Genomic DNA, 25,788 nt, shown 5'->3' on the forward strand with positions numbered 1-25,788 from the left:
TGGCAAAAGAACTTATTTAGACCAATCATCAAAGACTTCATTGATGACTTTATTCTCGATAAAAATCATCTGCTACCACAGAGAATCTATAAATGATAGTGCGTAAGTCCTAAATCACTTCATTTTAAACTTAACTCTTGAGCTAGTTTAACTGCCAAGTTCCTTTTTTATCTCGTTTTCCTAAGATTTTTAATACCAAAACCAAACTTAAGAGTAATAATAAATACCAAGACCCCAATTTCCCCCATCCGACCATATGCCAAGCATCAACTTGGCTTGGATATAGCCAAATTTTATAAAATGTACTAATGTTTTCAGCAATCCAAATCAAAAATGCAAGTAAAAGTAAGATTGGAAGCATCGGCACTTTGAACCGTGAATCGCTTAACTGAAAATATAATTTTGTTTTCCAGAAAATAATGATACTCCATGCAAATAGAACCAACCGACAATCTGGAATAAAAAACTTAGTCATAAAGTTTAAATAGGATAAAACTGCCAAACACAGCATATTTGAAAATCTTGGCAAGTTCTCAAAAGAAACTTTATACAATCTCAATGAACGAGCAAAAAAACTACCTACAGCTGAATACATAAAACCCGCAAATAGAGGCACAGTTAATAGTTTGAAAACTGCAGGTTGTGGATATTGCCAAGAAGCAATTGCTGGATGAGTTAGAAAAATTTCCATCCCCATCGCCATAATATGAAACAAAGCAATCACTTTTGCCTCTGCCCAAGATTCTAACTTTAAATAGATTAGGCAGACTTGAATGCTCAATGCATAAAACAACAGATAATCATAACGGAAGAAACCATAATATTCTTGGCTTCCCATCGGTGCTGTAACTGCAAACGCGATTAAAAGTAACAACCCAAATAAGGCAGCCGAAGCTGCCTTAGTTCCAAAATTTAAAGCTAATCCAATCAAATGCACGAAATGATCCTAATCAATTTAATCATTAAAAATTCGAAGGGATTAAGCTAAATATTTCTGGCTGTACGCATGGACAGTATCTACAAAGATCTTCGGCTGAGCTGGATCAACCCATTGCGTAATACCATGACCAAGATTTGCAATATATCCTGTTTTTTCACCATTTTTATAAGCGTCATCGAGCATCGCTTTTACAGATTTTTCAATTGATGCTGCTGATCCATAAAGCACGGCTGGATCTAGATTTCCTTGTAATGCTGCACGACCATTTACAACTTCGCGTGCAGTATAAAGAGGTGTGGTCCAATCTAAGCCAAATGCATCTGCACCTGTAGTTAGCATCGTCTCTAACCATTGCCCACCACCTTTGGTAAAGACAATAATCGGAATTCGCCGACCATCTTTTTCTCGTTGAAGCCCTGCAATGATCTTTGTCATATAATTCAATGAGAATTCCACATATTCTCGATGTGCAAGTGCTCCACCCCAACTATCAAAGATTTGAATTGCCTGTGCACCTGCATCGATCTGTGCATTCAAATAATCAATTACTGAATCTGCAAGATGATCAAGTAATGCATGTAACACTTCTGGTTGAGCGTACATCATATTTTTAGTGAACCGAAACTCTTTACTTGAGCCTCCTTCAACCATATAAGTTGCTAAAGTCCAAGGACTTCCAGAGAACCCAATTAAAGGGACCTGACCACCTAATGCAGATCGAATCGTGGACACAGCATTCATCACATAGGCTAAATCAGACTTTGAATTTAATTTCGGCAAGTTAGCAACATCTTGCTCTGTCCGTACTGTTTTATGAAACTTTGGGCCTTCACCTGTTTCAAAATACAGACCCAATCCAAGCGCATCTGGAATCGTCAAAATATCAGAAAATAAAATCGCAGCATCCAACTCATAGCGGCGCAACGGTTGCAAAGTAACTTCACAAGCAAATTCAGTGTTTTTACAAAGAGATAAGAAATCACCCGCTTGTGAACGAGTTGCTCTATATTCTGGTAAATAACGCCCTGCTTGACGCATCATCCATACTGGTGTGGTGTCTACAGGCTCACGTAGCAAAGCTCGTAAAAAACGATCATTTTTCAACGTTGTCATTACCAATCTCTAAATTTTTTCATGTGAAACGCATGATAACAAAGTTAACCCAATTTTTATAATTCCAAATCCATACAAAAATTCAGACTTCCTACATTATTTTTTTACTTAGACACAAAACTGCTACTGCAAGCTCACTGATTTTCTGTAATACTTGCAACATCTTATATCTCAATATGAATAATTCTTAAGGTTGAATTACATGTTCGTTCGCTCATTACTCGCTATGAGTTTAAGTTGTATTATTGCCAATGTTGCTTTTGCTGCCCCAACAACTGAGCAACCTTTAAATCCAAAAAAAATCTCGGCACCTGTTCAAGATCCGATTGATCCTTTAGCAGTAGAACGTTCAGCTGCTTCAAGCGTTGTTGCTCAACCAGCATCTAGTGTCGCTGATAATGCAGTTTCTGATCCTCAAGTAAACACAGGTGTTGCTTCAGCAGTTTCTTCAAAACTAGAAAATACTCCTGATACAACCAATACAACTCCAGCACCAAAAGTTACTTGGACTTTAGACAGTCTGAACAATTCAGAATGGTATGAAAATATTGGTAAGGGTCAATTTCCAGTATATGCTCGTGCTCATGTAATGCTAAACAATGCACATGCTTCACCTGGTGCAATTGATGGCTCAAATGGTAAAAACACTTTAAAAGCAATTGCATCTTTCCAACAGATGAATGGTTTAACACCGACAGGTGAACTTACCAAGGAAACTTGGGATGCATTAGTTGCGAAACAAACTAAACCAGCTTATGTAGAATACACAATCACAGAAGCAGATTTGAAAGGTCCATATGCCGAATCAATTCCTTCTGATTATGCTTTACAAGCAAAAATAAAAGGTTTGTATTACACACGCGTAACAGAAATGTTGGGCGAGAAGTTTCATATGGATGAAAACTTCTTGAAAAAGATCAACCCAACAGCAACTTTCAAAAAAGCTGGTGAAAAAATTATTGTTGCCAATGTACGCAATGATTTACCAGAAGATATTCACTTAATCGTTGCACATAAAGGTGCTCGTCAGCTTTATCTTTTCAACAGTCGCAACCAAATGATTGCTTCATTTCCTGCAACAATTGGTAGTACTGACACGCCTTCTCCGACTGGTACGTATAAAGTAGTCGGCGTTGCAAAAAATCCTTGGTATAGCTATTCACCGTCTAACTTTGTTCAAGGTAATAACCTTAAACCTCTTTCTTTACCACCAGGTCCTAACGCGCCAGTGGGTAATATTTGGATTGGTTTAAGTAAAAAATCATTTGGTATTCATGGTACTCCAAGCCCTTCATTAATCTCTAAAACAGCTTCACATGGCTGTATTCGTTTAACGAACTGGGATGCAAATGATTTGGGTAACAAAGTTCGCTCAGGTGTGACTGTAAAATTCCTTGAATAATTCCAATCATTTCATAATTTAAAAAGCCGAATTTTATGATTCGGCTTTTTTTTACTCTATAATTATTCAACAACAGGTAGTGGCTGATAATAGATTTGATTTCGACCTAATTGTTTGGCTCTATAAAGTGCTTTATCAGCAGTATGAATCAATAATTCTTGGCTAATTTTAGGATTACCATTAAATACCGTAATTCCTAAGCTGATCGTGACATGATTTGAAACTAATGATTTTTCATGAGGAATCATTTGCCGATCAATTGCTTTATAAATATTAGTTGCGACAGCATAAGCACCTTGAGCCGATGTTTCAGGAAGTAATACAACGAACTCCTCCCCCCCATAGCGCGCGATAAAGTCCATGTGCCTAATTGAACTTTTAATGGTCTTGGCTATAGATGAAATAACCTGATCTCCCATTTGGTGACCATAAAAGTCATTATAATTTTTAAAATAATCAATATCGATAAAAAGAACTGACATCGACTTATTTTCTTTACAAGCCATGTCATAGTAATAACTAAACATTTCCTCAAAAGTTCGTCGATTGGAAACCTTTGTTAATTCATCATGCTGGCTTAAATGTAAAAGTTCTGATGCTTGTAAACGGAGAATTCTCTCATCTATTTCCGAAATTTTAGTTTTTAAAAATAGTTTTCTTTCTTTTGAGGTCAACATGATGCTAATCGAGAAACCTAAGAGCAAGCTTCCTATAAACGTGCGCCCAAGCATTAAAAAATCACACGGTATATTAAAATAATAGAGGGATAATAAAATACATACTGCAGCCAGTGTTCCAATCCACAGCATATGATTGGGTTTTATTCCACTCAAAATGAAGCCTAACATATACAAAAATGCAATCAGTACCATTGCCTGATTCTGTAATACAACGTTAGACACACTCATCATCAATAAAGATGGAAAGAAAATTGTACAAAAAACAATAACACAAGCAACTGGATAAAAAAGTCGGCTCAATTTTCTAAATCTAGAAAAAGTCCAAAATAAAAATAATGCTGCACCAACGATGAGTAAACTTAAAATGCTATAAACAAAATCAACAATAAAATGAGGACTGGAACGAATGACCAAATAGTTAGAAGGTAAGATTAATAAGACAAAAATCGTGTAAGTAATGACACCTTGCCCAAAAAATTGAATTGCATTAATACGTGTGCGATCAATGTTAAATTTCCAGAAATCTTCTTCTAGTTTTGCTGGTAAAGTTTTTTGTGTTTTTTGACCTTTATAGTGTCGAGCAACAAGCTGCTCTAGATCCTCTTTAGACCTCCGTAATTCATCAAGATCATATTGATTTTCCATCCTTTTTACTCTTCTTATGGTGATGTATTTTTGTGCTGGATAAAAATAACACAATTTCTCATTTTGTCATGCACTTTGCTTAACCACTTATCCGTAATTGTAGTTACCATTTTCACACTTTATGCATTATTATTTGTATTATTTTTAAGTTTGAAGTTCACCTTGAATACTATTACGCTTTTACAACCCGATGATTGGCATGCTCATTTACGTGATGGCTTAGCATTAAAACGCACAGTACCCGATTTGGCTAAACAATTCGCACGTGCGATTTGTATGCCGAACCTTGTTCCACCCGTCAAAACTGTAGAAGAAGCTGTAGCGTATCGTGAACGTATTCTTGCTCATGTACCTGAAGGCTTAAATTTTGATCCTCGTATGGTGCTTTATTTTACTGACTTTACATCGCCTGATGAAGTTAGAAAAATCAAAGAATCTGAGTTTGTAAATGCAATCAAGCTTTACCCTGCTGGCGCAACGACAAACTCTGATAATGGCGTTAGTGATATCCGCAAAGTTTATGCTGTCATTGAACAACTTGAAGAACACCAAGTCCCTTTATTACTTCACGGTGAAGTAACTCATAACCATGTAGATATTTTCGATCGTGAAAAACGTTTCTTGGATGAAATTCTTTCTCCTTTATTGAAACAATTCCCTAAGCTCAAAGTCGTACTTGAACATATCACGACCAGTGATGCAGCAAACTTTGTTCTTGAACAAGATCGTAATGTAGCTGCAACAATTACACCTCAACATTTACTTTTTAATCGAAATGATATGTTGGTTGGTGGTGTGAAGCCTCATTTCTATTGCTTGCCGATTTTAAAACGTCAAACGCACCAAACAACTTTATTGGAAGTGGCAACAAGCGGTAGTCCAAAATTCTTCTTAGGTACTGATAGTGCGCCACACGCTCAAAATGCCAAAGAAAATGCTTGTGGTTGTGCAGGCTGTTATAGCGCACCAAATGCGATTGAGCTTTACGCACAAGCATTTGATCAAGTTGGCAAGTTAGAGCGTTTGGAAGGTTTTGCAAGTATGTTCGGTGCTGATTTCTATGGCTTGCCAAGAAATACATCAACCATTACGTTGGTGAAAGAAGAAAATACCGTTGCAGAATCATTTGATTATCTTGATGGTCAAAAAATTATCCCACTTCATGCAGGTAAGACACTGCAATGGAGAAAAGTGTGACACACGAAGAAAACCAAGCTCCTGTCATTGGTCAACGTTTCCGTGGATTCTTACCTGTTGTAGTCGATGTTGAGACAGCAGGTTTTAACTCACAAACGGATGCTTTGCTTGAAATAGCATGTATCCCAATTGTCTATGATCAACAGGGACAATTTATACCTGGTCCTGCTTTTCATGCACACATTAATCCATTTGAAGGTGCTAATCTCGATCGTCGTTCTTTAGACTTTATTGGAATTGATCCTTTCAATCCTATGCGTGTTGCAATGGCTGAAGATGAACGCGGTGCTTTACGCCGTATTTTTAAATCATTGAATGAAGTCCGAAAAGCACAGCATTGCACACATGCTGTACTGGTTGGACACAATGCACACTTTGATTTAGGTTTTTTACAAGCTGCTATCGCACGTTCAGGAACTAAAAACCAAAATCCTTTTCATAGTTTTTCAGTTTTTGACACGGTCACGCTTAGCGCGGTGATGTTTGGACAAACTGTATTGGCAAGAGCATGTATTCAAGCTGGAATTGAGTTTGATGGTAAAGAAGCTCACTCTGCTTTATACGATACGCAAAAGACAGCAGAACTGTTTTGCTATATTTTGAACAAACTATCACCCCACCTTCTTGACAGTTTGGTGACAGAGCCCTAATATACACCCACCTCAAGAAGTCCCTATCGTCTAGAGGCCTAGGACATCGCCCTTTCACGGCGGTAACCGGGGTTCGAATCCCCGTAGGGACGCCAAATTCAAAAAAGCCACTGCATCATTCAGACAGTGGCTTTTTTATTAGTTTTTTATACGTAGAGCTGCTAAAAAATAATTATTTTGAAAAATCTATTTTATTATCCTTAGCATATTTTCTACCCTATACTGAAAACTGATCAAAACTATAAATTTAAACCTAATATGCAAATCCGTTTATTCCACTTACAAAATTCACGTTCTCAACGCATCGTTTGGTTTTTAGAAGAATTAGGACTTCCCTACGAATTAGTCATCAACCATCATTCGGACTTAGATGAAAAGAAAAATTCACCGCATCAATTATCGAAATTTCCTGCCGTTGAAATAATAAATCAAGAACAAATTTTTATCTTAGCCGAAACTTCAGCGATTATTGATTACTTATCTTATCTATACCCTCAATTAGGGCAAAGTAAATTATTAGGATCGCAACTTCAAAGTTTTTATTATTGGAAAAATTATTGTGAAGCCACATTTATTCCAGACCTATTACTCAAACAAATTTTTCACCAGATTGTACAACGTACACCATTTCCTGTTCGCTTCGTTTCAAAGTTTTTAAAATATGGATTTGATCAAAGCTATTTAAATCCATCGTTACAGCAACAAATGACCATGATTGATAAGCATTTAAAAGATCATTTATGGTTTGCTGGGGATCAATTTACGGTTGCAGATATTTTGATGTGGTTTCCATTATTGGCTTGCTCGGCAAATGACCATCAATTTAAACATATACAGCGTTATTTAGCCCAAATAGAAAACAGACCCGCCTTTAAAAAATCTTTAATCAAAGGACAATGGTCTGCTTCTACGTTTCAGTCCTATTGGACGATTGCGTGGTAATTCAGTTATGCCGATTTACGCGAATTCACTCGACCTTTAACAACCGCTTTAATATTGCCTTTGGCATAATTCAAGAAAACAAGTAATGGTGATAATTTAGGATTTGGTTTTTTACCCTGACCAATTGCTTTGAATTGTGCCGCATACCAAATGATTTCCATAATTGCCATTTTATCAACAAAAGGAATGCCTGTTTTAATTTGGTTTACAGCATAACGCACATCATTACCTGCAATTAGGCTATCTGTTAAATCTGTTTCAACCGCTAATGGTCGTGCAATCCCGATAAAATCACATGCACCACTTTCCAGTGCAGCATTCATACCTGCGACTGTACGGAAACCACCTGTCACCATTAACTTACATGTGACATGCTGACGAATCTTTTCAGCAAACTCTAAGAAATATGCTTCACGTGCAATAGTACTTGCTTTACGTGATTCTGCTTTTGCACCGGCCATTGCAGGTGCTTCATAAGTACCACCAGAAATCTCGATGATATCAATTCCTGCAGCATCGATTGCTTTAAATACTGCAATCACATCATCTTCAGTAATACCACCACGTTGGAAATCAGCTGAATTGAGTTTTACCGAAATAATAAAGTTTTCCGAAGTCGCAGCACGAACGGCTTTATAAATTTCAATTAAGAAACGCATACGGTTCTCAATTGAACCACCCCATTCATCAGTACGCTTATTGGTTAGTGGTGATAAAAATTGGCTAATCAAATAACCATGAGCACCATGTAACTGTACACCTTCAAATCCAGCCTTCTCACAGACTGCTGCAGCTGTAGCGAAACGTTGGATGATATCTAGAATTTCTTCTTGTCGTAACTCACGTGGAGTACCAAACATCGTTGCTAACATCGGGCTAAAAGGTACAGCAGACGGTGCTACTGTTTCTTTGTTTAATCCTTTTGGACATTGACGACCTGGATGTGACAACTGAATTAATTGTACCATACCGTATTTTTTGCCTACCGCAGCCCATTGTTGCAATTTCGCCAAATCACGTTCAGTTTCGATCGCAACGACACCTGGCTCATTTTTAGCCGCAATGTTAACCATTACATTTCCTGTAATTGCACAACCCAAGCCACCTTTAGCCCAAGCTTCATACAATCCAATATGTAAATCATTCGGCTGACCTTCGTGATTAGCTAAAGCTTCACTCATAGCACCTTTGATAATACGATTTTTGAATGTTGTGTTGCGAATTTGGATACTGTCTGCAATCTGACTCATGGTCATCCTCTGCTACAAATTAGAGTAATTACTCTAATTTAATCTGATTATTGTTGATGTCAAGATATCTTCCGATAAGTTGACAATAACATATGTCAGTTTAATTACAATGCTATATACAACTCGCTTCAATCAATAATTTTGTGTATTCATTTTGAGGATCACGAAATAAATCTTGTGAAGCTTGATATTCCAAAGCTTTACCTTCATGCATCACCAAAACATTTTGGCAGAGGGATTTTATGACTTGTAAGTCATGACTGATCACTAAATAGCTGATTTGCTCTTGGTGTTGCAACCGTCGCAGCAGCAAAATAATTGCTTGTTGTGTAATACGGTCAAGAGCTGAGGTCGGTTCATCTAAGATCAACAACTTTGGTTTCAAAACCAAGGCTCTCGCTAGAGCGACTCGTTGCCTTTGCCCACCAGAAAGCTCATGTGGGTATTTAAATTTTTCAGAAGGAGCTAATTCAACTTTCATTAACACCTCATCGATCATATTTTCGATCAGGTTTGATTTTACTGCACTCAGTTCAAGCCCTTCTGCGATAATTTGAAAAACTGATAATCGAGGATTCAAACTGCTTAGAGGATCTTGAAAGACAATTTGAAATTGCTGGCGCAAAGGTCTTAACTGTTTTTGATTTAGTTGATTTAAATTCTGTGTCTCAAAATTTATTTCTCCCTCACTAGGAATAAGTCGAGCGATTGCTAGTGCTAGAGATGTTTTACCTGAGGCACTTTGCCCAACAATACCTAGAGCCTCACCTGACATTAATGAGAAACTAATATTACTAACAGCTGTTTTATATTGTTTTATTTGATTGAATAATCCTTTTCGAATCGGATAACGTACTGACATGTTTTGAATTTCAAGCAATGTTTTTCCACTATTTTGTTCTAGTGCAATCCCAAAATCATGGTACAACAGGCTTTTGGTATATCCGTTTTTAGGATGTTGAAAAATTTCATTTATATCACTCTGTTGTTCAATTCGTCCTTGATTAACAACTAACACTTCATCTGCATATTGTTTAACAACACTTAAATCATGACTAATTAAGAGAATTGCCATTTTATGATGGTGTTGTAATTGTTTGAGCAAATCAAGAATTTGTCTTTGTAAAACAACATCCAAAGCTGTAGTCGGTTCATCAGCGATTAAAATTTCAGGTTCCAATGCCAATGCCATAGCAATCATGACTCTCTGCCGTTGACCACCAGAAAGCTCGTGTGGAAATCGTTTCAAGAGATGAGTTGCATCTTCTAAACCGACTTCATTTAATAAGTCGAGGGTCTTTTCTTTGACTTTAGATTTAGAGAATCCTTGCAACAACAAATTCTCTCCAACGATTTTTTCGACATGATGCAATGGATTAAGTGCTGTCATCGGTTCCTGAAAAATCATCCCGATTTTTTTGCCACGAATTTGCTGCCATTGATGCTGATTCATTTTAAGCAAATCCACACCATCAAACAGGATCTCACCTTTTACTTTAAGGCTATCAGATAACAATCCTAATATTGCAAGGCAAGTTATTGATTTTCCTGAACCACTTTCACCAACGATCGCCAAAGTCTGTGAATGATGAAGTTCAAAGTTGAAATTATCAACAAGCTTAGTGCCTAATTGGTTTTCAATACTTAATTTCTGAACTTTCAACAAGGCAGTATTATTGTTTTGGGTCAAATGCTTCACGAGCAGCCTCCCCAATAAAGATCAAAAGTGAAAGCACAATTGCCAAAGTAAAAAAGCCAGACAATACTAGCCATGGTGCATCTAAATTATTTTTCCCTTGCAACAGCAGTTCGCCTAACGATGCTGCATCCGCAGGTAATCCGTAACCAAGAAAATCTAGTGCCGTTAAAGCAATAATATTTGCTGTAAGCATAAATGGTATTTGCGACAAACTTGAACTGATTGCATTTGGTAAAATATGTTTAAAAATAATATTATGGTCTTTGACACCTAAAGCCTGAGCAGCGCGTACATAATCAAAATTTCGTGCTCTCAAAAACTCAGCTCTTACTAATCCTACTAATTCAGTCCATCCAAATAACAACATAATTAAAAAGAGCCAATATACATTTGGGCTAAACATACTGACCAATATCATCACAATAAACAGCATGGGTAAGCCCCCCCATACCTCCAAGAGGCGCTGTCCAATTAGATCAATCCAACCACCATAATACCCTTGTACTGCACCTACAACTATTCCGATGCAAGCTGCCGCTATAGTTAGCCCGATTCCAAATAAAAGTGAAACCCTTAGACCATACAAGATGCGAGCAAATACGTCACGACCTTGATCATCTGTCCCTAACCAGTTTTGTAATGTCGGCTGAGATGGTACTGGAACAGTGAGAGATAAATTTGGAGTTTGATATGAAAAAGCTACAGTTGGTGAAATCATCCAGCCATGCTGTTGGATCAATTGTTTTACAGCAGGATCCTGATAATCAGTCGATGTTTCAAATACGCCACCAAATGTTGTTTCAGGATAATCTTTGAATAATGGAAAATAGAGTGACTGCTTATAACTAACAAGCAGAGGTTTATCATTTGCTATAAACTCAGCGCAGATAGAAAGACTAAAAATAATCAAAAATAAGATTAAACTGAAAAATCCCAATTTATTTTGCTTAAAACGATATAGTCGATTTCTCATTAAAGGTGACATCAACGCCCACCTCGTGATTCAAAATCAATGCGTGGGTCTATCCAGTGATAAAGTACGTCCCCTATAAGGCGAAGAATTAAACCGAAGAATGTAAATAAAAATAAAGTACCAAAAATCACAGGATAATCACGTTGCGTAATCGCTTCAAAACCCAATAATCCTACGCCATCCAAATTAAAAATGATTTCGATAAATAAATTACCAACAAAGAAAATACCAACCAAGGTTTCAGGTAAAGCAGCAACAACAATCAATATCGCATTGCGGAATACATGTCGAAAAAGTACCTGATTTTCATTCAATCCCTTTGATCTTGCTGTCAGCACATAAGGCTTATTAAGTTCTTCAACAAAAGAATATTTCGTCAAATACGTCAAAGCAGCAAAACTTCCCAATACCATACTGATAATCGGCAAGCACATATGCCAAAGATAATCTTTAACTTTTCCTATAAAGCTTAAATGCTCGAAATTTTCCGACACTAATCCTTGTAAAGGAAACCACTGCCAATAACTTCCACCTGCAAAAAAAACCACAAGTACAATAGCAAATACAAATGATGGGACGGCGTAACTAATTGCCAATAACAATGAGGTCGCACGGTCAAAAAGCAAACCATTCTTTTTGGCTTTGCTGATCCCTAACGAAATTGCAATTATATAGATCAGGAAAGTACTCCATATACCTAAGGACAAGGTAACAGGAAGTTTTTCATACAGTAATTGTACAACTGTTTTATCCTTGAAAAAGCTTGTTCCAAAATCAAGGGTTAAATATCCTTTGAGCATGATCCAAAACCGTTCATAAGAAGGCTGATCAAACCCATACTGGGCTTTAATTTTTTCGATCATCTCAGGGCTTAAGCCGCGAGCGCCTTCATACTGAGCCAATTCACCCAGCGTATTTGAATTATTTACGTTTACACCCAATCCTTGAGCATTTTGTATTTGTTGTATGGCTTGCTCAACTGGGCCGCCAGGTGCGATTTGTACGATGATAAAATTGATTAACAGAATTAAAAATAATGTCGGAATCATCAAAATCATTCTTTTCAGAATATAGTGAAGCATAAACTTAATCCTTCATTATTTGATTTAATGTTTAATCGAAGATTGATTGAGCATCTTGGCTTTCTTTGCATCAACCCACCAATATTCCCACCCGACAGAAAGTTTTGGTTTAGTTTTTGGTTGCTGATAAATATCCCAATAAGCAAACCAACGATCTGGTTTACCATATGTCAAAATATGGTAATAGCCCGCACGCAGTAAGCGATCTAGAATTCGAGTATAGAGTACAACTTCATCTCGACTTTTAGCTGCAATTATTTTTCCAATAATTTGATCAATTACAGGAGATTGTATTCCTGCATAGTTATAATTATTTGCTTCATTTGCAGCCTTACTTCCCCAAAATTGTGCCTGCTCTTTTCCAGGGGTCAAAGTCTGCGGCATTTTAAAAACCATCATATCGAAATCTTGACGACGTATCCGCTCCATATACTGCGGGACATCCACTTGACGCAAATTGACCTGTATTCCAAGTCGCTTTAAATTACGCACGAATGGCATCAGCTCACGTTGTGGATTCTCTTGTTGAAGTAATAATTCTATTTGAATCAATCGACCTTGCGGATCATGCAATTTACCATTAACGATCTTATATCCTGCTTGTTTAAGGATTGTTTGTGCTTGTAGTAAGTTATTACGATTAAATCCACTGGCATCGGACTTAGGATAACGCCAATCTGTGACTACACCTTGTTGGATGATCGGGTGAAGCTTTGCCAGATAAGGTTTTAAAATCTTCAGCTCAGCAGAACTCGGTTTAGAAACTGCGGCTAAGTCAGTATTATCAAAAAAACTCTGTAGTCGTCTATTTTGATTAAAAAAAAGTGCTTTATTTTGCCATTCAAAATCATAGGCATAAGTTAATGCCTGTCTGAAATAAATATCTTGAAATGGTGAACGTCGTGTATTAAAAACTAAACTTTGTATATCCAGTGGGGTGCTTAATTGAGCCTTATACTTTTTAACCCAACCTGATCGGTAAGATGGAAAATTATACCCCATCACCCAATTACGGATATTTTTTTCTTCATAGAAATAAAATTGTTGAGATTTAAATCCCTCGAAACTCACTTCTAAGTTTCGATAATACACATATTTTAGTCGATCAAAATTATAACGCCCTCGGTTAACAGCGAGGTCTTTCGCCCAGTAATTTGGACTACGTTTATAAGTAATACTACGACCCGCATCGATACGATCAACTATATAAGGCCCTGAGCCAATAATAGGTTGCAGCGTAATACGAGTAAAATCTCTGTTTTTCCAATCTGCTTTTGAATAAATTGGAAGACTCGCCACAATTAATGGCATTTCAACATTTTTGTTGGATTTAAATATAAATTTGATTTGGTGCTTTGATAGAGTTTCGGTTTTTGCCAAATCTGATAAATACATCTGCAAACCAAAATTTGCCTTTGTTTGATATGTATCAAAAGTAAATTTCACATCATCCGATGTTAATGCCTGCCCGTTATTAAATCGTGCTTTAGGATTCAGGTGAAAAATTACGGACTTCAGATTGTTAGGATCGTAAGTTACTTTTTCAGCTAGTAGTGGATACATCACTCGTGGCTCATCCAAAGAGCGATCCATTAAACTATCAAAAAGATAGTTCACGCCCTCTGTTGCACTCCCTTTTCCATTCATACTATTTAAATTATCGAAAGTGCCTAATGTGGATTGGCTAAATGAACCACCTTTAGGTGCTTTAACATCCGCATATGGCATGACTGAAAAATTGGCATATTTAGGCTGCACATGCATCCCTAAGTATGGTGTAGTTTGAAGGGCTGCAAATGTGGTTTGAGCAAAAAAGCTTAGTCCGAACAGACTAAGCTTTTGAGTTGTAGATAATGAAAGCATCAGTACTTACAGGTTTGGCACTTTAATTACATCGCCTATACGCAATTGTGTACTTGGCGTTAAATCATTCATCTCGGCCAAAGCGCTAGTTTCCATACCATATTTACTTGCTAAACCAATTAAGGTATCACCGCGCTTCACCTTATATTCAGTGACAACTTTAGGAACAGATATCGTTTGACCTCGCTGCAAGCCAGCATTTGCTTTCAAGTCATTAAGATCAGCTAATTCACGACTCGACATACCAAAACGATTTGCAATACTGTTGAGGGATTCACCAGCTTTTACAGTATATTTTTCCGTATTTTTACTAGAAACAGATTTCGAGCTCGTTTTATTTGACTCAACTTTTGCTGTTTCTGTTTTTGGTACATCACCAGAAAGTTTGAGCTTCTGACCAATGCGAACTGTACTGTTACGTGACAAGCCGTTTAATGCAGCTACATAATCGAGCTGTAGATAATAACGACTAGCAATATTACTTAAAGTATCTCCTGATTTTACAGTGTAAATATCAGGTGCCGTTTCATCTTTATCTTTGACTTTTGTCGCTGTGACATTTGATGACTTGGAAGGTGCATCTCCAGCAAGTTTTAAACGTTGTCCTACACGTAATCCAGCAGTACGCTCCAATCCATTCAAATCAGCAATATAATTTACACTTAAATCATATTTGCCAGCGATTGCATTTAAACTATCACCTGATTGAACGACGTACTGCTCTGGAACAGATGAACCTGCTGGTATCTTCAAGGTTTGACCTAAACGCACACCACTGTTGGACTTCAAGTTATTTAGATCAGCCAGTTCACTCAATGTTATTTTCGATTTACTGGCAATACTGGATAAGGTATCACCACGTTGAACCGTATAATTTTCAGTTTTATAACTTGTTGAAGCTGTCACATTGCTATAGTTAACCTTAGCATTTGATTCAGTAGGCTCATCTACTTTAGATACCTCATGTAGAGGTACATTGATTTTTTGACCAACCATCAAATCGCTCGTAGCCGTCAAACCTGAAGTTAGGTCAGCCAACTCTTGATTTGATAATGCATAACGATCAGCAATTAATTTGAGATATTCACCGCGTTTCACAGTATATGATTTTGTTGCCACTTTTTTATTAGTGGAAACTTTATCAATCTCACGACTATTTTGTTGAGAACTACGTATTGAATTTTTTGGCTCTTTTAAGCTCAGTTTTTGCCCTACAAATAATCCATCAGTAACTGATAAATTATTAAAATCGGCTAGTTGTTTGATAGTCAAATCAAAACGAGCAGCAAGATTGGTAAGACTATCACCTGATTGTACGACATAGCTATCAGGCTTATTTTCTGTTGCTTTCACAACTTCAGCTTGTGGTTTTGCATCATAGAGATACAAGCTAGTACCTACAAACAAGGTTCCATTTGGATCAATTTGGTTCCACTGCGCGATATCACGCCAGTTCACTCCATTTTTCTGTGCAATCACAGCCAATGTGTCACCAGGTAATACGACATAAGTACTACGTTTGCCTTTTGGTGCTACAACAACAACATCGGTGTCCGTTTTAATATAAGGTTTACCTTGGTTTCGTTTAGCATCCTCACTGTTCGCAGTGGTTTCATCTTCAACCAAGTTTTTTGGATAAGCGAATCCTTTAGTGACTTCTTGACCTTTTTCATCAGCCACTGATTGGCTAGTTTGAATCGCAGTGAGCTTAATCTTGCCATCAAAAGGATCAACAATTTCAGTTCCTTTCGGTGCGATTGCTTTAATTTCAGCAACAACTTGGTCTTTTTCAGCCTGCGTAGGTTGAGGCTCTAAAACTTGAGCAACAGTTTTCTTCTCACCTTCGTCTTTTACCGCTGCAACGATTTGCTCACGCTCTTTTAGTGAAATTGGTGGTTCAATATTCACAGGTTTGACATTAGGCGCAGGTGTAATCGCCACTGGAATACGAGGTGCACTTGGTACATCAGCAGCAGCAGCAAAAGATGCCAATGCATCAGCACCTTTAGGCGTACTCATCTTCGTCATTGTGGTAGATGTTGGACGCGTTGTAGTGCTTGCCGTTAATGGCGGAGGTGTTTTTGTCGAAGGACTAATTGCCTGTCCAGTACTTGTGCGCGTTGTCGTTGAAGTACTCAATGTATTATTCATAGCAGGTGGAGTCTGATTGCTCGCCCAGAAGCCACCAGAACTTGATTTACCCGAACGAAGTTTTGCATCGATCGATGGACTCAAGTCTGCAGGAATCAAAATACGCATCGGACTTGTTGGGTCAACCGTTTCACCACGATATGCAGGGTTGAGCGCATATAACTCTGCACGGCTTAGACCTGTAATAGATGAAATTTGATTCAGATCTAAAGGTGCTGACAAACTGACTTCACGGAAGTGAGGACGATTGGCAATTGGAGGTAAAGCCACGCCATAAGCACTTGGATTTTTGATAATTTGAGCAACTGCCAAGAAACGAGGTACATAGTTCATTGTTTCTTGTGGCAATTTTAATGACCAATAATCAGTTGGCAAGCCAGCTGCCTTATTACGGTTAATCGCTTGTTGAATACGTCCAGGACCTGCGTTGTAAGCAGCTAATGCTAACTCCCATGATCCAAACTGGTTGTACAAGCTACCTAAAAACTCATATGCAGCACGCGTAGATTCAACTACGTCACGACGACCATCATAAAGACTGGTTTGCTGTAAACCATAAATACGTCCAGTACTTGGAATAAATTGCCATAATCCCGCTGCTGCTGCACTACTCGTTGCTGCTGGATCGTAAGAACTTTCGATAACTGGTAGCAAAGCCAATTCCGTTGGCATACCACGGCGTTCAGCCTCTTTCACAGTGTGATAAAGATATCGGCTGGCACGCGCACTCAAACGATCTAAGTAAGGTTGACGAGAAATAAACCAACCACGCTGTGCTTCAATACGTGAATCCCAATGGTTTAAATCCATTTTGAATCCAACAGTCATACGTTTCCACACATCACCGTGTTTTAAAACCAGTAATCGATCACCCTCTACTGCACGCATGTCGGTTGCTGATAGTAAATCCTCTAACGAATCCAAACTACTAGCATCCAGGTAGCCAGAACCTAGTTGTTTTGATGATGAGACTTTAGAAGACTGAGGTGTAGATGAACACCCTGTCGTGATTCCTAGCGCAGCTAAAGCAGAAGTCAGTACAGTAATTTTAAATAATGATGTTGCAGATTGTTGCCACACCAATGTGGTCGATTTATACATAAAAACTTCCAGTCAACTCACGCTAGTTTATTTCTTCGATTTGCCATTGTAGTAAAGCATGTCACTTAGACAAGGCAATAATTTAACGTGATTCGCATCGAAATGTTACAAGAAATTAAAAAAGATGAGTTTTGTAACGTTCATCAATGCAATTTAGCTTTACAATACCGCCCGTAATCAAGGGGTGATACACTATTTTCGCTTGTACTTTTTAAAAAGTACTCTGCTTATTTTGAATATGATCCGCTCTACCATTCTCGTTTAAACTTTTAGGTTCAACTATGTCTCAAACAATCACACTTTATGTAGATGGCGCATGTAAAGGCAATCCAGGATTAGGTGGTTGGGGAGCTTATATCATTACAGAAACCGAAGAGCATAAAATTTATGGTGGTGAGCTAGAAACGACCAATAATCGAATGGAATTAACTGCAGCGATAGAAGGTGTTTCTTTTTGCCCAGTCGATGCTCACCTCATTATCTGGACAGATTCAAACTATGTAAAACAAGGTATCACTGAATGGATACATGGTTGGAAAAAGAAAAATTGGAAAGATGTTAAAAACCCTGATTTGTGGAAAAAATTAGACGCCGTGTGCGCAAATAGAAATATTGAGTGGAACTGGATCAAAGGTCATGCGGGTCATCCAGGAAATGAAATGGCTGATCAACTAGCAAACATGGGTGCTGAACAAACTGCTAAACAAAGCTCAAAAATGACGCAGGCTAACGCTGATACAAAAAAGCCTGAATCCGATTGGCTGCTTGATGATCCCTTCGGTTTAGACCTCGATGCAGAAGCAGATGAATTGATTGAAGAGATTGAAATTGATTTACAAGTCACAGAGCAAATCGAAGAAATTATAGAGGTTAAATCTGTAAATGAATCTTCAAACCCATACATTGTAATTACAGATGCAAAATTAAATCTACAAGGCCCTCGCCAATTGATTCTCGATACAGAAACGACAGGTTTCTATTATCAAGACAACGATCGAATCATTGAGGTGGGTGCAATCGAAATGATTAATCGTAAGCTTACTGGTAGTTCAATTCATATTTATATTAACCCAGAAAAACCAGTTGGCGACTCAGTCGATGTACACGGTATCACTGATGAGTTTTTAGCGGATAAACCTAAATATGCTGAAATCGCAGATGTACTTTTCGAATTTTTAAAAGGTGCTGAAATTATTGCACATAATGCGACCTTCGATATGAACTTCTTAGATATGGAGTTTAAACGCGCAGGACTTCCAGCATTATCTGAAGTTTGTGAAGTTACAGATACACTCGCCCTTGCTAAAAACAAGCATCCTGGTCAAAAAAATTCACTCGATGCCTTAGTCCGTCGTTATGAAATTCCTGCTCGCGATCGTACCTTCCACGGTGCATTACTCGATGCTGAAATTTTGGCTGATGTTTACTTGGCGATGACAGGTGGACAAGTCTCATTTGATATGGATGCCCTATCCCAAACCGAACAACTACAGAATAAAACCACTCGCCAACGCGTACAAATTGATTTGCCAATTATTTACCCGACTGATGATGAACTTCAGCAACATGAGACTTGGGTCAAACAATTCGAAGAAAAACATGGAAAACCATGCTTTTTTGTAAAATAAATTTGCTTATAAGTTCAGGTTTTTTTGTTTCAAGCTTTCAAAGTTAAGTTATATTAACTCTTAAAGATTTAAACCCTCTCCATAGAGGGTTCATGGATATAACAACTTAGGAAAGGTGTAGGTCATATGTCTTACCAAACCTCGATTCATTTCGACCCAACGGCATTATTAATAATAAAAAATGAGATCGATAATTCGATTAAATTGGTAGAGACTGCAGTCAATACTCTTGCCGAAGAACAAGCCTTGCCATTTGGGATTGATGATGCTCTCAATCAGTTTGAACAATGTACGAATGTTCTAGCCTTGATTGATATCCCACACCTATCGCAGATTACGCAATACTCTGCTGAGCTTATGCGTAAAATCATGGCTCAACCTGAACAAATTAAAACTAGTGATGTTGTGGCTTTGAGCGAAGGCACAACCATGCTGAAACGTTATATCGAATTTATTTGTTTACGTGAAGTTAAAGTTCCACAGTTCCTATTAGATACACTCAATCGTTTAGAAAAAGCATTAGGCAAGCCAATCACTAAAGAAGGTCAAACGATTCAACCTTTATTGGATTGCTTTACGCCAAATTTTGATTTGCCAAAGGCCCCTGATTTAGAAAAATCACAGTACGTCCATCAGTTATATAAATTGTGCTTAAACAAACTGATTAAACAAGCAGAAACACCTTTGGATTTACAAGGCTTAAAACTTGTTGCGGTTTATATGGCTGGTTTAGCATCGGGTTTGCCAAGTCAACAATATTGGCAACTTGTGAATGTAGGTTTAGGACATATTGAAAATCTACTGATTACTGAAGCACGCTTGCGTACATTTATTAAGATTGAAACCAATATTGGTCAATTTCTTGCTAATCCCAATGCATTTCAAACTGACTTAAATGATTTAGCGGATATCTTGAGTATTTGTATCAGTCAAGAAGATGATCTTTCTCATCATATTCGTGAACAACTTAATATTGGTGATGAATTACTCAGTGATACTCAGCTACAAGTTTTGAGTCGCCATTTGTACGGACCAGACTATGAAACCATTCATACCATTAGCCAACTAATGACGGATGAGATGGCTCAAATCCGTAACGAGATTGAATATAACCATCAAAATATGTCTGCTGAAAAAACTCAAGAACTTCAGCAAAAACTTCATCAGCTCTCAAATGTATTTAAAGTTCTCAATCTAAATGAAGCGGCAAAAGAACTGACACAGCAAGCAGAAAAACTCAGTCAACCAAATACATTGACTGATGCAGCATCAGTACAACATTTAATGAATAGTATCTTGGCTTCGATGAATTCTATTGGGATTCTTGAACGTAACTATACTTCAAGTCGTTTACAATTACGTGTGAATAACATGCAAATCTCTTTGGATCGTTTAGATGAAGCGCACAAAGCTTTATTAAGCGAAACCAAAACTCTGATTGAAACACTGACCCAAACTCTTAGTCTTTACGCTCAAGACTCTACAGCACACAATTTAGAGTCTCTGCCTATTTATCTCAAAGAACTATCAGGTGCTGCCCTGTTCTTGGGAAGTACTGCACAACAAACCGCTTTGCTAGGTGCAGTTCAATTTGCAGAACATCGACTTGCTCAAAATGAAACTTTTGAGGCTGAACACATTAACTGTATTTTAAATGTTGTCGCAGGACTTGATCTATTAGTTGATAACTTAAAGAACAAACAACCTGTGTTGCAATCTATGTTTGATGTGGCATTATCAAACAGTCAACAGTTACAAAGCGCAGCGGCATAATGACCCAACTATCACTTGCTTATATTTTTCAACATCAAAAGCTCTTAGTAGATGAAAATTTACAGTTACCTCAAGTTGAAAAGTTAGCAAGTGATTTGCCTATTCATCACGATGACCAAGTAATTGCACGTGATCTTCTTGATGACGAGCCAATTCCAGAGGGCTATCAATTAGTTCCGATCAGAGAACTCATACAATCATGGGATACTTCGGATTTCTTACAAGCAAGCCGTGCTGTCCAATTACTTGAGTGGCGTCGTAACCATAAATTCTGTAGTCATTGTGGTCATATGACCGAAGTGCATTCGAGAGAATATGCGATGGTTTGCCCTGCTTGTGGGTACCACCAATATCCTCGAGTTCAACCTTGTATTATCACAGTGATCACAAAAGGGTCTGACGAGATTCTTCTAGCAAAATCTGCTCATAACAAATCAAATATGTATGGTTTGATTGCAGGCTTTGTTGAAGTCGGTGAAACTCTCGAAGAAGCTGTACAACGTGAGACGCTTGAAGAAGTTGGTTTAAAGCTCAAAAATATTCGTTACATGTCTAGCCAACCTTGGCCATTCCCTAGTAACTTAATGATAGCATTTCATGCTGAATACGAATCGGGTGACATTGAATTGCAAGTAGAAGAAATTAGTGACGCTCAGTTCTTCAAGTTTAATGAATTACCTGAAATCCCATTCAAAGGCAGTATCGCTCATAGTATGATTACGCAAATCACAGGTCAAAAAAAAGCATCTTAATTAAGATGCTTTTTTATTTAGTCTTCTAAAGCCTCTTCTAAGAAATGCATAATGGTGCGTTTCGTTTTGAAGTAGTGACTGACAAAACTTGCAAGTGTTGCCACGATGGTAATATGTCCTGTTTTTGGAATCACCATCACATGGCTATGATTGCCTTTTTCTCTTAGTGCTTTATCCAGATCAAATGTATTATGACTACCTACTAACTGATCATTTTCCGCCATCAACAAATAGTGCTTAATCTTGTTCGGATTGACAAAATAATATGGCATCACTTGCTTATATGGTACGCGCTGATCAAAGGCATGTTCAGAAAGAGGATCATCTTTATAATCAAAATGATATGGACCAGCCATTCCCACGATTGCTTTGATCTTATCAGTATATTTGAAGTTCTGAGCGTACGGAGAATAAACTACTGACATTACATTAAAAGCACCCGCGGAATGCCCCATTAAGATAATGTTTTCAGTAGAAATATTCAGTTTTGCTTGGTTTTGATTTAGATAATGAATTGCCTGAGCAAGATCATCAACAAATGCAGGAAAAATTTGTTCTGGGGCTAGTTGATAATTAATAACAGCAACATCAAAACCTTCTCGAGCAAAACTTTCACCTACGAAAAGATAATCACGTTTATTACCATGTTGCCATGAACCACCATGCACGAACACAATCAATGGTCGCTGCTTTTTAGGATTTTTAGTTCGATAAAGGTCTAAACGATGTCTTGCCTTTAAACCATAGGCAAGATGCTCTTCCTTTTCAAAGGTATCCTTTGGTGTCAGATAATTGATTGAGTAACTTGCTAGATCATACAGACGAAACTCTTGATAAAAGCTTTTCGCCCGTGTCACATTTTCTTGAACTTGTTGAATAAGTTGCTTCATAAATTAGGGTACAGTCGGTGTAGAAGTCGCAGGTTCTGCCTGATCGGGATCAATTGCTACTGGAGTTTCAACGAGAGGTTGTGTCGTCACTGTACCCACCATAGGAGTTGCTGTGGTTGAACTCGCCATCGTTCCAGATGATTGGTCAATATTATCAATCAGAGTAACAATTTTACTCACATTACCAACTTTTTGTAAGACGTCATCCAAATCTCTTATTTCCGCAGTATTTAAACGTCCCATGACATAAAGAACACCATTTTCAGTGTGTACCAACACTTTACTATCTGAAACTACAGGTGCTTTCATCAGTAAACCACGAGTATTTGCGGTTACTGTTGCATCTTGCATAATCGTGTTGTAGCCAACTTTATCACCAACAGTAATGTAGTTATGTACAGCTTTGACATCACTCATTGCTCGAAGATTATCTTCAGCTAATTGCTTCAAGTATGGATCAGGTACCTGCCCCGTTAACAAGACATTACTATGAAAACTTTCAATATTGATGCGGGACTGTTTAAAACGGTGATCTAATTTATACAAATTAATATTGGCTGTACGCTTGATAGACGAATCAATAAATACTTGTCCGAGACTACGTTCCCCACTATCTGTGCCGACAGGTGAAGTTCCTGTTCCACCCGAAATAAAACTCGCACATCCTGATAAACTTGCAGCGCAAAGTAACGTAATCGTTAAACGTTTTAACACTTGGCAAGACTCCCTATCTACAAACTTGTTCAATCTTAGGTATTTATCTCAAAATGACCAAATTAATGCTCAATCTAAAGTAAATGCATGTTCAATCCACTGCTGATCATACTGCAATTTTGAAAAGTCTGGTTGTACTGTTTTTGCAATTTTCTGTGGAAAATCAAAACAAATCACATCAAAACGACAATCAAAATCCTCATAATCAGGATTTTTCTGTAAAAACTGCTGCGCGGTCTTTATTATTTTTCGTTGTTGCGAGCGTGTAATCACTTCACATGACTCCGCATAGCTCCCTGCCGATCGTGCCTTTATCTCAACAAAAATCAACTCATTCTGTCGTTTTACAATTAAATCGATTTCTCCATAACGTGAATGGTAATTTTGAGCGACACATTCATATTGAAATTGTTGAAGATAGATTAATGCTTGTTGCTCAGCCCAATGTCCGAGTTCATTTGCGTTTTCTGTCATGACATTTATTTCTTATTTTAAGATTTGGATTCCGTGCTCTTGTTGCTGGTAGCAAGTCGGTTGTCTGAAAATTTTATTGTCTTTAAAACTTATTGCACCAGTTCGCCCCACAAATGAAGTTTCTTGCTGATTCTGATTACTCAATAAATATTGAGTGATTGTCCATGCATCACCACCAAAAGCAAGTAAGCGTTGAAATGCCATATTTTCAGGCTGCTCTTTATACGCTTCAATAAGATCTACCCATTGTCCATTATACAATGCAGGCGTATCACAAAAGCTAAGTCCTAAAGGAATAGTCTGTCCCTGCTCGATACTTAATGGTGTTGCATAGACTTTCTTTTCAGGTAGCTCACCTAGTTGTTGAATCCATTGATGATGCCCCAGCAGTAACAACCCTTCCTTTCTCGAGAATTTTTTGGGCAGAGTGTCAATAATTTGTATTTCTGAACCGAATTCTACCGAAAGAGCCTGCATAAATAATTCTGTGGCTGCTTCAGTACCAGTTTCACGCAGAACCCATAATTTTTTTACCCGATCGTTTTTTAATAATTGGGTCAAGGCAGCTGCATCATGTTGTTTCGACAAACTAAATTGCCACACATTTTCAGCATGTTGATTTACATCATTTAGTGCCAGTACAGGAAGTTTAGGCTCCAGTTGCATGACAGCATCAATATCAGTTCTAGCCAAAGGACCAACGACCAATTTAATTTTGTTATTCACCTTCTTCTTAAAGATGTAATCCATACTATTTTTAGTTGAATCGGCAAAAATTATTTTTTCTTGGCTGCCAGATGCTGCATAAGCACTCAAGAAACCACGTTTAATGTTTTCACTCGCTCGCGCCATAGCACCAGATTCAGGTAGAATCACCAAGATGTCCGCATAAGCTGGGCTCACAAATGCTGCAAAAAAAAGCGGCAGCCAATATTTTTTTATATACATTAGGGAGTTACCTTTTATGAGTGCTCAATTATTTGTTGTAGCAACCCCGATTGGGCACTTAGATGACATGACCTATCGTGCAATTGATATTTTAAAGTCTGTATCGGTAGTTGCGGCAGAAGACACTCGTCAATCTGCACAGTTATTTAAACACTATAATATCTCAACTCAATTAACTGCGTGTCATGATCACAATGAAAGTAACAAAATTGATCAACTTCTCCAAAAAATGTTAAATGGTGAAGACGTCGCGCTAATCAGTGATGCTGGAACGCCATTAATTAGTGACCCTGGTTTCAAACTGGTTCGTGCTGCTCAAGAACATGGAATACGTGTTATTCCTGTGCCTGGTGCATGCGCAGCGATCGCAGCATTAAGTGCTGTTGGTTTGCCTAGCGATCGTTTTAGTTTCGAAGGATTTCTTCCATCCAAAGCTTCTCAACGCATTAGTCAACTTGAAAAGCTAAAAGATGAAACACAAACATTAATTTTCTACGAAGCACCTCATCGAATTTTGGCATGTATCCAAGACATGGTTCAGGTCTTTGGTGAAGATCGACCTGTAGGTTTTGCTCGCGAAATTACCAAAACTTTCGAAACGATCAAAAAAATGACGTTAAAAGAACTCGTAACGTTTATTCAAAATGATCACAACCAAGAAAAAGGTGAAATCGTTGTTGTCGTTGGTGGTGCTACGACTGAAAAAGATATGGAACAAGATAAGCTAGATGACTTATTGAAACGATTACTACAAGATCTCTCCGTCAAAGCGGCTTCACAATTGGCAGCTGATTTAACAGGAATCAAAAAGAAAGTTGCCTACCAACGTGCTTTAGAACTTACACAACAAGATTAAAATAAAATGGATGTAGATTACTGAAAATATCTACATCCATTTTTTAAAAAAGATAATCAATTTAG

Annotated in this window: 21 protein-coding genes and 1 tRNA gene; 9 read left to right on the plus strand and 13 right to left on the minus strand. The window is 37.7% G+C overall.

The window, feature by feature from the left end:
* Positions 1 to 142: 142 nt before the first annotated feature.
* Together ACSC97_RS06235 and hemE are read right to left on the minus strand one after the other, a co-directional pair.
* Positions 143 to 937: a DUF817 family protein gene (locus tag ACSC97_RS06235; RefSeq protein ID WP_243482950.1), complete on the minus strand. Its 795-nt coding sequence runs from the start codon at positions 935 to 937 to the stop codon at positions 143 to 145.
* 42 nt (positions 938 to 979) lie between these two features.
* Entirely contained in the window at positions 980 to 2,053 is a 1,074-nt protein-coding gene (gene hemE / locus ACSC97_RS06240) for a uroporphyrinogen decarboxylase (RefSeq protein WP_436659940.1), read from the minus strand.
* Positions 2,054 to 2,255: 202 nt separating this feature from the next.
* Between hemE and ACSC97_RS06245 the strand changes: the two genes are divergently transcribed.
* The gene (locus ACSC97_RS06245; RefSeq protein WP_436659942.1) at positions 2,256 to 3,455 is read left to right on the plus strand and encodes a L,D-transpeptidase family protein; all 1,200 of its coding nucleotides are present in this window, start codon (positions 2,256 to 2,258) and stop codon (positions 3,453 to 3,455) included.
* 62 nt (positions 3,456 to 3,517) lie between these two features.
* On the opposite strand, the gene ACSC97_RS06250 is transcribed toward ACSC97_RS06245, so the two are convergent.
* Positions 3,518 to 4,780, minus strand: coding sequence for a GGDEF domain-containing protein (locus tag ACSC97_RS06250; RefSeq protein ID WP_099948917.1), 1,263 nt, complete (start codon positions 4,778 to 4,780; stop codon positions 3,518 to 3,520).
* Between the two features lie 162 nt (positions 4,781 to 4,942).
* Here ACSC97_RS06250 and pyrC point away from each other — a divergent pair, with 162 nt between their 5' ends.
* The 4 genes from pyrC to ACSC97_RS06270 all read left to right on the plus strand — a co-directional run bounded on the left by pyrC (position 4,943) and on the right by ACSC97_RS06270 (position 7,569).
* Entirely contained in the window at positions 4,943 to 5,977 is a 1,035-nt protein-coding gene (pyrC, locus tag ACSC97_RS06255) for a dihydroorotase (protein ID WP_005402315.1), read from the plus strand.
* Positions 5,962 to 6,627, plus strand: coding sequence for a ribonuclease T (rnt, locus tag ACSC97_RS06260; RefSeq protein WP_004912370.1), 666 nt, complete (start codon positions 5,962 to 5,964; stop codon positions 6,625 to 6,627). The genes pyrC and rnt overlap by 16 nt, the downstream gene beginning before the upstream one ends.
* A 19-nt stretch (positions 6,628 to 6,646) precedes the next feature.
* Positions 6,647 to 6,722, plus strand: a tRNA-Glu gene (locus tag ACSC97_RS06265).
* Positions 6,723 to 6,885: 163 nt separating this feature from the next.
* Positions 6,886 to 7,569 carry a glutathione S-transferase gene (locus ACSC97_RS06270; protein WP_004963066.1) on the plus strand — a complete coding sequence of 228 codons (684 nt, stop codon included), beginning with the start codon at positions 6,886 to 6,888 and terminating at the stop codon, positions 7,567 to 7,569.
* A gap of 5 nt (positions 7,570 to 7,574) precedes the next feature.
* Here the strand turns inward: ACSC97_RS06270 and ACSC97_RS06275 are convergent, their stop codons facing one another.
* The 6 genes from ACSC97_RS06275 to ACSC97_RS06300 form a co-directional block, all read right to left on the minus strand.
* The gene (locus ACSC97_RS06275; RefSeq protein WP_436659946.1) at positions 7,575 to 8,819 is read right to left on the minus strand and encodes an NADH:flavin oxidoreductase/NADH oxidase family protein; all 1,245 of its coding nucleotides are present in this window, start codon (positions 8,817 to 8,819) and stop codon (positions 7,575 to 7,577) included.
* 112 nt (positions 8,820 to 8,931) lie between these two features.
* Positions 8,932 to 10,518 (minus strand): dipeptide ABC transporter ATP-binding protein, encoded by a 1,587-nt coding sequence (locus ACSC97_RS06280; RefSeq protein ID WP_436659948.1) that lies wholly within the window; start codon positions 10,516 to 10,518, stop codon positions 8,932 to 8,934.
* A complete protein-coding gene (locus ACSC97_RS06285) occupies positions 10,493 to 11,503 on the minus strand; it encodes an ABC transporter permease (protein WP_125299488.1) in 1,011 nt (336 codons plus the stop codon). The genes ACSC97_RS06280 and ACSC97_RS06285 overlap by 26 nt, the downstream gene beginning before the upstream one ends.
* On the minus strand, positions 11,503 to 12,573 hold the full coding sequence (yejB, locus tag ACSC97_RS06290; RefSeq protein ID WP_436659950.1) for a microcin C ABC transporter permease YejB: 1,071 nt from the start codon (positions 12,571 to 12,573) through the stop codon (positions 11,503 to 11,505). Before yejB ends, ACSC97_RS06285 begins: the two co-directional genes overlap by 1 nt.
* Positions 12,574 to 12,597: 24 nt before the next feature.
* Positions 12,598 to 14,436, minus strand: a complete 1,839-nt coding sequence (locus tag ACSC97_RS06295) for an extracellular solute-binding protein (RefSeq protein ID WP_436659952.1) — start codon at positions 14,434 to 14,436, stop codon at positions 12,598 to 12,600.
* Between the two features lie 6 nt (positions 14,437 to 14,442).
* Complete coding sequence (locus tag ACSC97_RS06300; RefSeq protein ID WP_436659954.1) at positions 14,443 to 17,688, minus strand: LysM peptidoglycan-binding domain-containing protein; 3,246 nt, start codon at positions 17,686 to 17,688, stop codon at positions 14,443 to 14,445.
* A gap of 281 nt (positions 17,689 to 17,969) precedes the next feature.
* Between ACSC97_RS06300 and dnaQ the strand changes: the two genes are divergently transcribed.
* The 3 genes from dnaQ to nudC all read left to right on the plus strand — a co-directional run bounded on the left by dnaQ (position 17,970) and on the right by nudC (position 21,841).
* Positions 17,970 to 19,316: a DNA polymerase III subunit epsilon gene (gene dnaQ / locus ACSC97_RS06305; protein WP_436659956.1), complete on the plus strand. Its 1,347-nt coding sequence runs from the start codon at positions 17,970 to 17,972 to the stop codon at positions 19,314 to 19,316.
* A gap of 126 nt (positions 19,317 to 19,442) precedes the next feature.
* Positions 19,443 to 21,089, plus strand: coding sequence for a hypothetical protein (locus ACSC97_RS06310; RefSeq protein ID WP_004955261.1), 1,647 nt, complete (start codon positions 19,443 to 19,445; stop codon positions 21,087 to 21,089).
* Positions 21,089 to 21,841 (plus strand): NAD(+) diphosphatase, encoded by a 753-nt coding sequence (gene nudC, locus ACSC97_RS06315; RefSeq protein WP_039048054.1) that lies wholly within the window; start codon positions 21,089 to 21,091, stop codon positions 21,839 to 21,841. The genes ACSC97_RS06310 and nudC overlap by 1 nt, the downstream gene beginning before the upstream one ends.
* Before the next feature lie 17 nt (positions 21,842 to 21,858).
* Here nudC and ACSC97_RS06320 read toward each other — a convergent pair whose 3' ends face one another.
* The 4 genes from ACSC97_RS06320 to ACSC97_RS06335 all read right to left on the minus strand — a co-directional run bounded on the left by ACSC97_RS06320 (position 21,859) and on the right by ACSC97_RS06335 (position 24,867).
* Positions 21,859 to 22,731 (minus strand): alpha/beta hydrolase, encoded by an 873-nt coding sequence (locus ACSC97_RS06320; RefSeq protein ID WP_125299481.1) that lies wholly within the window; start codon positions 22,729 to 22,731, stop codon positions 21,859 to 21,861.
* A 3-nt stretch (positions 22,732 to 22,734) separates the two neighbouring features.
* Positions 22,735 to 23,445, minus strand: coding sequence for a BON domain-containing protein (locus tag ACSC97_RS06325; protein ID WP_004955265.1), 711 nt, complete (start codon positions 23,443 to 23,445; stop codon positions 22,735 to 22,737).
* A 69-nt stretch (positions 23,446 to 23,514) separates the two neighbouring features.
* Complete coding sequence (locus ACSC97_RS06330) at positions 23,515 to 23,919, minus strand: YraN family protein (protein ID WP_004955268.1); 405 nt, start codon at positions 23,917 to 23,919, stop codon at positions 23,515 to 23,517.
* A 12-nt stretch (positions 23,920 to 23,931) separates the two neighbouring features.
* Entirely contained in the window at positions 23,932 to 24,867 is a 936-nt protein-coding gene (locus tag ACSC97_RS06335; protein ID WP_404489602.1) for a penicillin-binding protein activator, read from the minus strand.
* Between the two features lie 16 nt (positions 24,868 to 24,883).
* Here ACSC97_RS06335 and rsmI point away from each other — a divergent pair, with 16 nt between their 5' ends.
* On the plus strand, positions 24,884 to 25,723 hold the full coding sequence (gene rsmI, locus ACSC97_RS06340) for a 16S rRNA (cytidine(1402)-2'-O)-methyltransferase (RefSeq protein ID WP_004955272.1): 840 nt from the start codon (positions 24,884 to 24,886) through the stop codon (positions 25,721 to 25,723).
* The last annotated feature ends 65 nt before the right edge of the window (positions 25,724 to 25,788 follow it).

It is taken from the genome of Acinetobacter sp. P1(2025) (assembly GCF_051390655.1).
Taxonomy (GTDB): Bacteria; Pseudomonadota; Gammaproteobacteria; order Pseudomonadales; family Moraxellaceae; genus Acinetobacter; species Acinetobacter junii.